This window comes from Thermanaerothrix sp. (genome assembly GCF_056331585.1).
Genome location: NZ_JBWGPQ010000027.1, coordinates 24,436 through 37,575 on the forward strand (window position 1 = coordinate 24,436; position 13,140 = coordinate 37,575).

General features: G+C 53.2%; 12 protein-coding genes and 1 tRNA gene. 10 read left to right on the forward strand and 3 right to left on the reverse strand.

All coding sequences use genetic code 11. The annotated features are described in order from the left end of the window. The first annotated feature begins 57 nt into the window (after positions 1–57). A complete protein-coding gene (gene fbp, locus AC01YT_RS09915) occupies positions 58–1,158 on the forward strand; it encodes a fructose-1,6-bisphosphate aldolase/phosphatase (RefSeq protein ID WP_476675039.1) in 1,101 nt (366 codons plus the stop codon). Here fbp and AC01YT_RS09920 read toward each other — a convergent pair. Beyond that, positions 1,155–1,868, reverse strand: a complete 714-nt coding sequence (locus tag AC01YT_RS09920; protein WP_476675040.1) for a 2-phosphosulfolactate phosphatase — start codon at positions 1,866–1,868, stop codon at positions 1,155–1,157. The two genes, fbp and AC01YT_RS09920, sit on opposite strands and share 4 nt — an antisense overlap. A 767-nt stretch (positions 1,869–2,635) precedes the next feature. Between AC01YT_RS09920 and AC01YT_RS09925 the strand changes: the two genes are divergently transcribed. The 6 genes from AC01YT_RS09925 to AC01YT_RS09950 all read left to right on the forward strand — a co-directional run bounded on the left by AC01YT_RS09925 (position 2,636) and on the right by AC01YT_RS09950 (position 9,223). Then, on the forward strand, positions 2,636–3,505 hold the full coding sequence (locus AC01YT_RS09925; protein WP_476675042.1) for a MurR/RpiR family transcriptional regulator: 870 nt from the start codon (positions 2,636–2,638) through the stop codon (positions 3,503–3,505). 35 nt (positions 3,506–3,540) lie between these two features. After that, entirely contained in the window at positions 3,541–5,247 is a 1,707-nt protein-coding gene (locus AC01YT_RS09930) for an ABC transporter ATP-binding protein (RefSeq protein ID WP_476675044.1), read from the forward strand. 8 nt (positions 5,248–5,255) lie between these two features. Next, positions 5,256–6,038, forward strand: coding sequence for an energy-coupling factor transporter transmembrane component T family protein (locus AC01YT_RS09935; RefSeq protein ID WP_476675046.1), 783 nt, complete (start codon positions 5,256–5,258; stop codon positions 6,036–6,038). A 25-nt stretch (positions 6,039–6,063) separates the two neighbouring features. Beyond that, entirely contained in the window at positions 6,064–6,855 is a 792-nt protein-coding gene (locus AC01YT_RS09940; RefSeq protein ID WP_476675048.1) for an S-methyl-5'-thioinosine phosphorylase, read from the forward strand. Positions 6,856–6,976: 121 nt separating this feature from the next. After that, positions 6,977–7,810 carry a QueT transporter family protein gene (locus AC01YT_RS09945; protein ID WP_476675050.1) on the forward strand — a complete coding sequence of 278 codons (834 nt, stop codon included), beginning with the start codon at positions 6,977–6,979 and terminating at the stop codon, positions 7,808–7,810. Between the two features lie 72 nt (positions 7,811–7,882). Beyond that, positions 7,883–9,223 (forward strand): amidohydrolase family protein, encoded by a 1,341-nt coding sequence (locus AC01YT_RS09950; RefSeq protein ID WP_476675052.1) that lies wholly within the window; start codon positions 7,883–7,885, stop codon positions 9,221–9,223. An 11-nt stretch (positions 9,224–9,234) separates the two neighbouring features. Here the strand turns inward: AC01YT_RS09950 and AC01YT_RS09955 are convergent, their stop codons facing one another. Then, positions 9,235–9,780: a cupin domain-containing protein gene (locus tag AC01YT_RS09955; RefSeq protein WP_476675054.1), complete on the reverse strand. Its 546-nt coding sequence runs from the start codon at positions 9,778–9,780 to the stop codon at positions 9,235–9,237. Between the two features lie 34 nt (positions 9,781–9,814). Between AC01YT_RS09955 and AC01YT_RS09960 the strand changes: the two genes are divergently transcribed. Genes AC01YT_RS09960 through AC01YT_RS09970 form a run of 3 tightly spaced genes read left to right on the forward strand, consistent with a single transcriptional unit; the run spans position 9,815 to position 12,370 of the window. Continuing rightward, a complete protein-coding gene (locus tag AC01YT_RS09960; protein ID WP_476675056.1) occupies positions 9,815–10,594 on the forward strand; it encodes an SDR family NAD(P)-dependent oxidoreductase in 780 nt (259 codons plus the stop codon). 21 nt (positions 10,595–10,615) lie between these two features. Further along, positions 10,616–11,686, forward strand: a complete 1,071-nt coding sequence (locus tag AC01YT_RS09965) for a s-methyl-5-thioribose-1-phosphate isomerase (protein WP_476675058.1) — start codon at positions 10,616–10,618, stop codon at positions 11,684–11,686. 24 nt (positions 11,687–11,710) lie between these two features. Further along, positions 11,711–12,370 (forward strand): class II aldolase/adducin family protein, encoded by a 660-nt coding sequence (locus AC01YT_RS09970; RefSeq protein WP_315624799.1) that lies wholly within the window; start codon positions 11,711–11,713, stop codon positions 12,368–12,370. Between the two features lie 553 nt (positions 12,371–12,923). Here AC01YT_RS09970 and AC01YT_RS09975 read toward each other — a convergent pair. Next, a tRNA-Cys gene (locus tag AC01YT_RS09975) sits at positions 12,924–12,994 on the reverse strand. Positions 12,995–13,140: the final 146 nt, after the last annotated feature.

The window sequence follows — 13,140 nt, forward strand, 5'->3', positions numbered from 1 at the left end:
TAAAAAACCATAACGGCTTTCATTGTTGCCGTGTAACCTGAACAAAAGGAGGGAGCCATGGCAACGCTAACGTTAAGTGTCATTAAAGCCGATGTGGGTGGCTATGTTGGGCACTCTGCCTGTCATGAGGCGTTATTAGATGAAGCACGCACGCTACTATCTCGGGCCCAGGCTAAAGGCGAGATCCTCGATTTTTACGTTACCGCCTGTGGGGATGACCTACAACTCATCCTCACCCATACCCATGGCACAGATTACTCCGGCATTCATCATCTGGCGTGGGATGTGTTCAAAGCCTGCACCGAGGTGGCGCGACGGCTCAAACTCTACGGCGCTGGCCAGGATTTACTGGCGGATGCCTTCTCCGGAAATGTGCGTGGAATGGGGCCGGGCGTGGCCGAAATGACCATTGAGGAACGTCCCTCGGAGCCGGTGATCATCTTCATGGCCGATAAGACCTCGGCTGGGGCATGGAACCTGCCGCTTTACAAGATGTTCGCCGACCCTTTCAACACCGCCGGGCTGGTGATCTCACCGAGTATGCATGCCGGTTTTCGCTTCGAAGTCCATGACGTTATAGAACACCGTCGCATCGTCTTTGACACCCCTGAAGAATCTTATGATCTGCTGGTTTTCATCGGGGCTGCCGGGCGTTACATGGTCAAAGCCGTTTACACCAAGCGTGGGGTCATTGCCGCCGTCTCATCTACCCAGCGCCTGGCCCTGATTGCCGGTAAATATGTGGGTAAGGACGACCCGGTGTGCATTGTGCGCTGCCAAGGCGAGTTTCCGGCGGTTGGCGAGGTACTGGAGCCCTTCACCCTGCCGCATATCGTCGAGGGCTGGATGCGTGGCTCGCATTATGGCCCGTTAATGCCAGTGCCGGTGCGACAGGCGACGCCCAGCCGCTTCGATGGGCCGCCGCGGGTTATTGCATTGGGTTTTCAACTGGCCGAGGGTCGGTTGATTGGCCCACGTGACCTGTTTGATGATCCAGGCTTCGACGAGGCGCGACGGTTGTGCAATGTGCTGGCGGACGCGCTGCGCCAACATGGGCCGTTCGAGCCCCATCGCCTGCCGATGGAGGCAATGGAATATACGACTTTGCCCGAGGTGATGGCACGCCTGGCCGAGCGTTGGCAGCCGTTGGAAGACTAGCCCCGGGTTAAAGGTGCCACGGCCCGCAGGACAAAGAGATCACCTTCGCGATTGACGACCATGGCAAAGTCAAAGCGATCCACTGCGGTGCAGTAGTCCAGGTCGGAGGGTGGGAAGTCGGGGCTGCCCAGGGCAAGGAACTTGCGGGCGGTTGAGGATTCGCGCACCCGTTGAATAAACGGTCCAGGGGATGGATTTTCGCCACGCAATAGGGCTTCAATGTAATCGGCGCAGGCAGCATCTTCTTCACCCCCGCCCTCGGCGCGCTGGCCAGTGATCACAAAGGTAATGGTGTGGCCGGAAAACTGGTGCAGATACATGGCAGTGGCACGGGCAGTACAGAAGGCGGTTGCTAAGATGTGCCGTGCCCGTTGAGCGCGCACCACCCCTTGGGTACCGGCCGTGGTGCGCTGGACCAGGGTGAGCCCGCGCAAATCCTGGCCGACAATCTGGCTGGGCGAGTTGCAAAAATCGAAGCCCGGCACGCTGAAGCCGTTCACCTCGCCCACAATCAGGGCATGAGGTAGGCGTTGTTTTAGCGCCAGGGCCTCGTCAACGGTGCTCACCAACAAGATGCGATCGGCGCCGGCAGCAAAGGCATACGCCGCAGTGCTGAAGGCACGCAGGACGTCAATCACCACCACGATATCGGTGGCCTGGGCACAAGTTTCTAAGTTGGCACGCTGAAAAACAAAGGATGGTAAGGTCATGGTGATTTCGCCGTAGAGGTAGGTGGGCTGAAAATTGGAAATGGGTACAGGCTTTTATTATTATGCCTTAAAACCGGTCAAGTCTGAAACCGCCAATGGAGTAACCCAAACGTTCCATTTATCCCCAGCAACCAGATGGATAGAACCTGAAGCCTTGTCAAATCAAAGGAAAATGTTACCGAAATGTCGCCTTCTTTGAATGGGAGTTTGAAGAACAATGGCCGGTTTGGCACCTTTGCAGATGGGAACTGCCCAGAGTTGCTCACTCAGTCGGCAATCTGCTGGGGTAAATGAAGAGATTAGTCTGATGGCGCAGGGTCTGCCAATTACGCAAAGAATGACATAGGTAGCTGGGGGTGTTGCGATATGCCAGTGTTGCCTTCCTCCGCCCAACCCGTTTGAGGATGCGCTATAACGTCGCATCGCAGACCCGGTCTAACTACTCCAGCACTCCCGCTTCAAGGTGCACCTCCCCTTACTCCATCGGGTGCAGCGCCAGGCGAACAAGTCCGCCTCGACCATGGCTAACTCCGATAACATTTTCTTTTGAGCCAACCATCTTAATCCGGTAACATTTCGGGTGAACAAATGCGATCTATTGACCTTTGCTTTGAGTTTTGCTAAAATGTAGTAGAATTTCACAGTTAGTACTTATCAGTAAAACTTAACTACAGGGGGTATAAAAACAACGCCTTTAGCGGTTCTTCGCTTTAATCTCTAAATCAACGGTACTTTTTCAATTTAGTCAGGCACGTTTCATACCTGAAATGGTTGATGAAACCTTAATAACCCACAGCGCGCTTTCTCATATTCGTGGCTTTTATCCCACCCTTTCTCCTTCCGAGAAGAAAGTGGCAGATTTCATACTGGCCAATCACCAGAAAGTCATGCCAATGACGCTGGCCGAACTGGCTGCTCATAGCGGTGTCAGTGATGCCACTGTGGTGCGTTTTTGTCGTGCGCTGGGTTTTCATAGTTACCTAGAACTCAAAATCGCGTTAATGCGTTCGCTCCTGGATTCCCCCGATCTGATCTTTGATCACATCGAAAAGGATGACTCATCTCTCACCGTCATGCGCAAGGTCTTTCTGGGCAGCATTCAGGCCATGCAAGATACGCTTGATCTCTTGAACGACGAGGCGCTGGATCGGGCAGCGACTTTGCTTCAAAATGCTCACACGATTTTGATCGTCGGTGTGGGCACGTCCAGTCCAATGGCGCATGAATTACACAATCGCCTGATTCGGCTTCGACTGAACTGCAGGGTCGAAACGGATGCCTATCTTCAGTTAATGCAGGCTGCTCTCCTCACCGAAAACGATGCCTTGGTTGTTATTTCTCAAACCGGAGCCTCTCAACCCCCTATTCATACCGCCAGAGAAGCACACCGGCACGGCTGTAAAATCATTGCTATTACCGGCAACCCCTCCTCTGAACTCAGCAAATTGGCGGATGTGCTTTTATTAAGCATTTCTCATGAATCGCGCCCAGAGACTCTCGCCTCGCGTATCGCCCAACATGCGCTGATTCAAGGCCTTTACGTGCTCATGGCCATGCGCATGTCTCAGGTTGCCAATCAAAATGAGTATTTGATTTGGGATGCCATTATGCGTGCTTCCAATGCTCAAGAAAGCTGAACGAAAACCCCCCTTGTGGAGACGGATGATTCATTATGAACCAGCCAATCATTACGATCAAAGACCTGACCTATCGCTACCGCGGGCAAAAGCGTAACGCTATCGAGTCTATTTCTCTAGAGGTTAATCCTGGCGAGTTTATTGCCATCATGGGCGCCAGCGAAGCCGGAAAAAGCACCCTGGCCGCCTGCATCAACGGTTTGGTGCCCCATTTTTTCCGTGGCAAATTCTCCGGCGAGGTCCAGGTGTGTGGCAAAAACACCCGTACGTCGCGCGTTGCCGAGATGGCCGAAGTAACGGGCATGGTGTTCCAGGACTTTGAAGCCCAACTTTTTTCTACCAATGTGGAATTAGAAGTCGCTTTTGGCCTGGAAAACTTTAATGTCCCGCGCGAGGAAATTGCGCATCGCGTGGATGAGGCGCTCCGTTTTGTAAGATTGGAGAACATGAAACGGCGCCCACCCGCTACCCTCTCAGGGGGACAAAAGCAAAAATTGGCCATTGCTTCAGTGTTGGCGATGTACCCCAAAGTCCTGGTCATGGATGAACCGACCACCGATCTCGACCCTATAAGCAAAGCCGGAGTTTTCGAAATAGCCAATCACCTCAGGCAGCGCGATGATCTGACCCTGTTGGTGGTTGAACATGAAACTGAAGAGGTTTTGGAAGCGCAAAAAATCCTTTTGCTGGATGAAGGCAAAATGGTTCGTTATGCCCCGGCGCATGAGGTCTTACGTGAAGTGGATCTGCTTGAGCAGCACGGCGTTATGCCCTTGGGCGTAACCAAATATTTCCATCGTATGGGCATAAACTCGCATGCGCCGCTCACCATCGCTGAAGGACTACAAAAATTCAAAGATAACCAATGGCAACTCTCGGACGCTACGTACGAATCGCTAAAACAACAAGACCAGGCGCGCGAACAGCGCTATGGGGCGCCGCTTATCCGCTGCGAAAATCTCCAATTCACTTATCCTAACGGCACTCAAGCCTTAAAGGGGATTAACCTTGAGATTCGCCGCGGCGAAATCGTTGCCATCGTCGGGCAAAATGGCAGTGGAAAAACCACGTTGGTCAAGCATTTTAACGGGCTGCTCATGCCCACCGGTGGACAAATCTGGGTTGATGGCCGCCCCACACGCGAACAAGGCGTGTTTGAACTCGGACGCAAAGTGGGCTATGTCTTTCAGAATCCCGATCATCAAATCTTTTCCAACACCGTTTATGATGAAGTCGCCTTCACCCTTCGCTTGCGCAAGGCGGATGAAAAGACCATCCGACAATCCGTTACCGAAGCCCTCGAGGCCGTTGGACTGGCAGGGTATGAAAACGCCGACCCGTTCAGCCTGACCAAAAGCGGCCGCCAACGGGTGGCGGTCGCCTCGGTCTTAGCCGCCAAGCCCGAGATTCTCATCTTGGATGAGCCAACAACCGGATTGGACTATAACGAGCAGCGCAGCATGATGAACCTGGTGCGACGGCTAAATGAGCAAGGGAGCACTATCATTTTCGTCACCCACCATATGTGGGTCGTCGCTGAGTATGCCCACCGGGTTTACGTTATGAAAGATGGGCAAATCTTTCTACAGGGGACAGCGCGCGAGGTGTTCTCTCACGATCAAGAATTGGTGGATGCTTACCTGCGTCCCCCCTTACACGTTATGTTTTCCAATCAACTCGGGAAAACGTTGTTAACCGTTGACGAGATGATTGCCTGTACTGAAACCCACCCCCGGGAGTAAAACGCATTATGGATTCCGAGATCTACCTCGACCGTGACACGTTCTTTCACCGCTTGGATCCACGTACCAAGATTGCGATTCTCTTGGTCACCTTCGTGGTTGTGCTCTATTATCAAAATCCCCTGTGGATCCTGCCGATCTCAGCCCTGGTGCTGCTCCACGGAATTTTAGCCGATTCGCTCATCAACCTGAAGCGCATCCGTTATATCATGTTCGTTCTGGCCGTTTCCGGATTAATTTTATGGAATTTGTTTGCCAGTGGCGAAACCAAACTTTTCTGGATCTTCACGGTTGAATCCCTGGCTTATAGCCTCGGTCGGGTTCTGATCATGCTTACCCTGATTACGGCGGGCATGATCTTTATGAGCACCACGCGCAACGAGGAATTTGTGATTGGCATGATTCGCCTTGGCTTACCCTATCGGGTTGGTTTTGCGATCTCCACGGCACTGCGGCTGGTGCCCACCATTGTAGGTAGCGTCTTCATAATTGCCCAGGCTCAGCGCAGCCGCGGATTAGACCTGGATAGCGGAAACATCCTGGAGCGGATCCGAAAGTATTTGCCCCTCTTGGTTCCCGTATTTGTCTCTACTATACGCAATACGAACGTGTTTGGTATGGCTTTAGAAGCCAAAGGTTTCGGTGCCCGCGAAGAACGCACCTTTTACCTGGATATCAAAATGCAGCGTGCGGATTACTGGATGTTGGGGTTAATATTTGTGATCTTTATTGTCACCACCTACCTCAAGATCCGTGGATTCGGCAATATCCCGGGGCTGATCCGCTTCTAAAACGTTACGAGGAGAAAAAGCCTTTATGCGTGCAGCAATTATCGGAGGTACAGGTTTTGATACCGTTGAGGGGATTCACCTGCAACCGGAGGTAATCCACACCGCTTATGGGGAGGTTAGAGTGTATCGGGGTGAGGGCGAATGGGAGGATATCTTCTTCCTCCCCCGACATGGCATCTCCCACAGCACCCCACCCCACCGCATTAACTATCGCGCTAACATCAAAGCCCTCCACCAATTAGGCGTTACCCATGTGCTTGCCACTTTGGCGGTGGGCTCAATTTCTGCTCATCTTCCTCCGGGTAGTCTTGTCGCCGTTGACCAATTTCTCGATTTTACCCAGAACCGAGAAGGTACCTTCTTCAACGGCGGTCGAGAAGGGTTTGCCCACACGTTGATGTCATATCCCTATTGCCCGGCCTTGCGGCAGCGCATGATTGAGATTGGCGCCAAATTGGGGGTGCTCATTATACCCAAGGGCACGTATGTGTGCACCAACGGGCCGCGGTTAGAAACAGCCGCCGAGATTCGGATGTTCTCAATCTTGGGGGGTGATATCGTTGGGATGACCGGGGTTCCTGAAGCCCCCTTGGCGCGAGAATTGGGATTGCACTACGCTGCCCTGGCTTATTCGATTAATTGGGCTGCCGGGATCGAGGCGGGAAAAGAAATTACGTTCATTGAGGAGGGGGTAGAACCCCTTAAGAAGAGCATCCTTAACATATTCCTTCAAACCCTACGCAGTTCAGACTTTCCTTCTTGTGAGTGTGAATCATCACGGTTAATGTTCCATCCGCCCGAGGAAGAACGCGCTTAGGCGCTCTTCAACCTCATTCTCCGACAGAAAGGAGGACAATTTATCGAAAGGAAACCGGCTCTTGTTGTTCATCATCATGCCACTCTCTTCCCACCCCCTATTTATCACCAGGAGGCCCAAAATGAAAGAAGTCTTTTCCATGTGGAAGAACACCCGAATGATAATTCTGACCGCGCTCTCTGCCGCCATTTATGCTGCTGTGCTCATTCCTTTCAAGGGCGGGATCCCGATTGTGCCTGGAATTACGGAAGTCCGCCCGGCTAATGTATTTCCGGTGATCTTTGGTTTGATGTTCGGTCCAGCGGGTGCTTGGGGCTCCGCCATTGGTAATACCATCGGTGACATTTTCGGCGGCACCCTGGGCTGGGGAAGCATTTTTGGTTTCTTTGGCAACTTCTTCCTCGGCTTCTTGCCTTATAAGATGTGGGGAGCCCTGGGCTTAGTCCCGGCAAACGATGTCTCTCAGACCATCAATTCCTGGCGCAAACTGTTAGCCTATATCATCATCGTGATTGTCTCAGCCGCGGCTTGTGCCATTATCATCGCCTGGTACCTCGACCTTGCCGGCCTGATCCCCTTTGCCTTCCTCTCTGTTGTGATCACTCTCAACAACGCTATTGCCGAGTTGGTGCTTGGGCCACCACTGCTTCTTCTCCTATACCCCCGGGTCAAACAGTGGGGGCTGATCTGGACTGACATCATGGACAAAGAGGATGTCTCCCCTGGCTTCGCCCGCCAGTTGGGAGCCATTCTTGCTATTGTAGGCGCCCTGGGTGGTTTGATCGTCGGTATCGGCATCTCCACCGGGCTCTATGGCCAGGCCCTGTTCCAGTTTGGCTCGGGCGAAAAGGGGCAAGTTGGGGTATGGCTGGGGGTTCTCCCCTTCCTCATCCTGATCATCGTTGGCAGCCTGATGATGTCGGGCCGCGAGCAATTCGTTGAAGAAACTGAGTAATCCAACGTTTGTCATAGCGAGCGGGGAGTGAAAGATCACTCCCCGCTTGTATTGAATGAATAGGTACAAACCATGACCATGGCTGAACCTTATGATATTCTGATTACCGGGGCTACCCTCCTCACCATGGATGCCTCTCAACCCTTTATCCATGCGGGGGGTATAGCCATTAAAGACGGTCTCATTGCGGACGTGGGCCCCGCAGAGAAATATCCCCCCCGTCAAGCCCGGATCACCATTGAGGCTAACAACCAAATCGTGATGCCCGGACTGGTCAATGCCCACACACACGCCGCCATGACGCTTTTCCGCGGGTTTGCAGATGATATCCCTCTGGAGCCGTGGCTGAATAAGGTTTGGCAGTTGGAAATGCGGTTTGCCACTCCTGAAAACGTACGCAAAGCCAGCCGGTTGGCCTTTATCGAAATGATTCGCGCCGGCGTGACCACCGCTGCGGATATGTACTGGCATGCTGAAGCTACCACTCAAGCCGCCCTGGAAGTTGGTTTGCGTTTGGTAAACGGCGTTGGGATCATTGATACTGTTGGTAATGAAGGTCGTCAAAATAAAGAAGAGCCCACACGGAGGTTTATCGAAACCTATCTAAATCATCCCACCGTTCACCCCTGCGTTCAGGTTCATTCTACCTACACGGTGACAACCGATTCACTCCGCCTTGCCCACCGCCTGGCCCAAGAGTACAATCTTCCTTTTATTACGCATGCCAGTGAAACTCGCACTGAGGTAAAAACCCTCCTCAATCGCACCGGCAAAACCCCGATCGGCTACCTAGACGCCCTAGGGATGCTTCATCCTGGAACAGTGCTGGTACATTGTGTTCATTTGCAGGAAGGCGAGGTGGAGCTTCTAGCCCGCAAAGGGGCTGCTGTTATCCATTGTCCCGAATCCAATCTAAAACTCGGCTCTGGCGTTGCACCGGTCCCTGCGCTCTTGAAGAATGGCGTTGTCCTCGGTCTCGGTACAGATGGCGCTGCATCCAATAATGATTTGGATTTATGGGGTGAAATGCGGACCGCGGCTCTGCTGCATAAAGGGGTCATCGAGGATCCTACCGCCCTAACCGCCCTGGAGGCACTTCATATGGCCACCCTGGGCGGAGCCAAAGCGCTTGGGCTGGATACCTTGATCGGTAGTCTTGAAGTAGGAAAACGCGCTGATGTGATTACCATCGGTCTGGACTCGATTCACTTAACCCCGCGCTACGATATTGCCTCCCTCCTGGTATATGCTGCCAAAGGCGGGGATGTACGAAACGTGATCATTGACGGGAAATTGGTTCTACGTGAAGGTAAACTACTGACCGTTGACGAAGAACAAACCAAGGAAGAGGTCAGGCAAATCGCAGTTGAGATCGCCGCTTTTTCTCCCAATGATACAACTCGGTTCATCTAACCTCTGGGCTCTCATCTCTGGTCAGAACGTCCTGGCTCACGGGTCAAGCGGGAGATCCATTCGGCTTCATGCGGATAGTGAACGATCAGCCAATCGCGATCACCCCCTTCATAATCCTCGGGGGTAAAACCAGGGGCCATGGTTGTGCCCAGTAGCGCATACTCACCCCCTGCGACCAATCGCGACCCCTGCCATACCCCCCGTGGTACCACCCATTGAACGAATTGCCCTGCCATGATGTCCTGGCCTAAAATGACCTTTCGACTTGAACCATCCGGGTAAAGCAAAAGCATTTCTACCGGGTCTCCCAAATAGAAGTGATAGATTTCATCCGTAGGCAAGCGATGAAGGGCAGAAAAGGAATCCGGATCAGCCGTCAGCAGATAAAAGATCGCTGTCCCAAAGGGTTTCCGTACCCCCTGATATCGGCCTGGCAATGCCTCTGGTGGAATTATTTCATCACTGACGTAACTCTGCACAAACAAGCCGCCTTCAGCGGGTAAGGGCTTCAAATTAAACTGGCGGATGAGTTCAGTTGCCGAAGGAGGTGTTGCCATATCCAAACTCCTTTCTATAGTTGCGAGGTAACCCATGAACTATGTTCCATCCTGGTTAGATTTGAGCGGCCAGGTCGCCGTCATCACCGGTGCCAGCGGATGGCTGGGGCAAGCCTTGGCACGGCGTTTTGCCTTGGCAGGAGCAGCGGTTGCCCTTCACTATTTTACGCATCCTGAAACCATCCCGGCCCTGTTGGAATACATTCAACGCAAAGGCGGGAAAGCCCTTAGCGTGCAGGCCAATTTAAGCCAGGAAGACGGAGTAGACGCATTGCTACAAGCGACCCTGAAAGCGTATGGAAAAGTGGATATTTGGATCAACAACGCGGGTACTTATCCCGTCTCCCCACTGCTTGATCTTCCGCTTTCCCAATGGCAAGAGGTACTCGATATAAATCTAAATACGGTCTTTATCAGTATCCAAAAAGTTGCCCGTCAAATGATTGCCCAGGGTCGGGGTGGGGTTATTCTCAATATTGCTTCCATCGAGGGGTTATCCCCGGCTGTCGGTCATAGCCACTACAGTTCGGCCAAAGCTGCGGTGATTATGCTGACCCGATCGGCAGCTTACGAACTGGGTCCCTACGGCATTCGTGTCAATGCCCTATCGCCCGGGTTGATCGCCCGACCGGGGCTTGAAGAGGCGTGGCCAAAAGGCGTGCGGTCCTGGCTCGAAACCGCCCCCCTCAAACGCATGGGGCAGCCTGAGGAAATTGCTGAAGCCTGTCTGTTTCTGGCTTCACCCGCTGCGTCCTGGATCACAGGTGCCAACCTGGTGATAGATGGCGGGGCATCTTGCCGCCCGATTTTTTGATCAAGGTTAAGGAGGTATCTAATGGAGATTGAAACCATTTTACCCAACCGAGCCGATAAAGGCCTTCCCTTTTTACTGCAGTATGAAAACGTAGCCCATTATGATGACGGAACCATATATGTGCTTGATCGCCGTGTGTATCCCCACAAAGTTGAATTTGTGCGCTGTGAGAATTATCACCAGGCCGCCCAAGCCATCCATGACATGGTGACGCAGAGCGGTGGACCACGCCTGGTTGCATCCTTGGGCATGGTTAGCGCGGCACGTGAGGCCAAGGCAAAGTCCCTCGAGGAAGCTAGGGCCATTCTTAATCAGGCGGCCTTTGAGTTGTCGCATGCGCGTCCAACAACGTCTCAGGATTTGGCGCACCAAATTGACTACTTGCGCCGCCTCGCCGAAGAAGCATTGATCCACGGCCAAGATCCAGAAGAAGTGACTTTAGCCCACACCTACCGCATACTGGATGAACGGTACCGCAATGCACGGAAAATTGCCACGTTTGCCGTGGATCTTTTACCGGAGCGGGTTACGATCCTCACCCAGTGCTTCGCCGAGACCCTTATCGGCTTCACCCTTTTGGTAGCAAAGGAACAAGGCAAAGATGTCTCTTTGATCTGCCCAGAGACGCGTCCTTATCTCCAAGGTGCCCGGCTCACGGCCTCTGTCGCCCGCGGATTAGGGGTACCCGTGACCGTCATTACCGACAACATGCCAGCCTTTATTCTCTCCCGTAAAATGGCTCAGGTGTTCATTTCGGCAGCCGACGTGATCACGCTGGACGGCCATGTGGTAAATAAAATCGGCACTTTTCAGATTGCCCTTGCCGCTCATCATCATGGGGTTCCGTACTACGTGCTCGGCAACCCCTCTCGGAGCCATGCCCAAATTTCCTCAGTTACAATTGAGGAACGTAACCCTCAGGAAGTGCTTCAGGCCATGGGCGTACCCACAACCATGGAAGGGGTGCAGGGATATTATCCGGCTTTTGACATTACACCCCCTCATTTGGTGGGTGCCGTCATTACTTCGAAGGGTGTATTCTCGCCGTATGACCTCGCCCGTAACTTCTCAGTGGAGAGTCCCCTTGATTAATGTGTCTGATGGAGAGATCCTCACATGCGGTTAAAAGAATTACGTGAACGTATTGTTGAAATTGGCAATCGCATGGTTGCCGACGGCCTGGCCCACGGGGGGCAGGGAAACATCAGTGCGCTGGATGTGGAGAGCGGCCTGATTGCTATCACCCCGAGCGCCGTGCCCTATCATCTCCGCCAACCCGAAGATATTGTGGTCATTGATCTCAATCGGCAGATCATTGAGGGGAAATGGCAACCCACCACCGAGATCGCCTTGCATATGCGGTTCTACCACACGCGACCGGACGTGAGGGCCGTGATCCACACCCACGCACCCTACGCCTCGGTTTTTGGGATCATCCACGAGCCCATCCCGATGGTGCTGATCGAATCGGCCACCGCGCTTTCCGGGCCGATACCGGTGGCTCCCTACGCCAGGCCCGGCTCGGAAGAGGTCGCCGAGTTGACCCAGAAGGCCATGGGCGAGGAGGGCGTGGCCTGCGTGATGGCCCATCACGGCCTGGTGACTGTAGGTCAGACCCTAGAGCAAGCCTATCAGGCCACCCTGGCGGCGGAAACCTCAGCACGCATGGTGATCCTGGCTCGTTCGATGGGCGCCAAAGTTGAAACCCTAGATGAGCGCGAATGTAAGGCGCTGCGCCAAGCCTATCTCGCGCGCTACGGTCCCAAGCCCCTTTGAAGGGCAGCCCGTTCATCCCGTAAATAACGAACCGTATTATGAATTTACGGGCGGACTATGCCAAGGAAACCCGATGAGGAATAACATCACGGCTGACCTCTTTTCACAGGGTTCATAAACCGCCAAAATAAAAAAGCCCAAAAGGGCTTTTGCGCCTGCCGGAGCGCCCGCCATCCCGGTCCTCTCAAGGTGTGCTCTGGGCGACTACACCCCAAGCGCAAAAATATACTAGCATACTTACAGGAAAAATTCAAGTGAAATACAAATGTGCTTTTTAATAAAGTAAACTCCGGGCAAACTTGCACGAGGTTTGCGTCTCCCTTACGGGCGTGCTTTACAGCGACATCTGCACCACCAGAGTTTAAATTTGTTATAGCAGAAACACAGGACAATTTCAATATGTCGGACGAAAAAGTATTCAAATTGAAGGCTTGAAGGAACTTACAAAAGAAAAAACAAAACCGCACCCAGGGATCCATCGGGTGCGGTGCAGAGTACAGGGATGGAATCCCTGTCATTTGGAGAAAAACAATATTTAGGTCCCTTTCGGGAGAGGCGACGGCGGGATTCGAACCCGCGGTCAGGGTTTTGCAGACCCTTGCCTTGCCACTTGGCCACGTCGCCGTGCGCTTGCCATTTTAGCAAACAAAAGGATTATGGTCAAGGTCACGCGCTCCCTTGACATTCCCCCTGCCCTCGGTATAATCCGCACCATAGTAAAGACTCACCCGGGACTGCGCGCCGGGCGGTTACCCAGAGAGCCGGCGGAT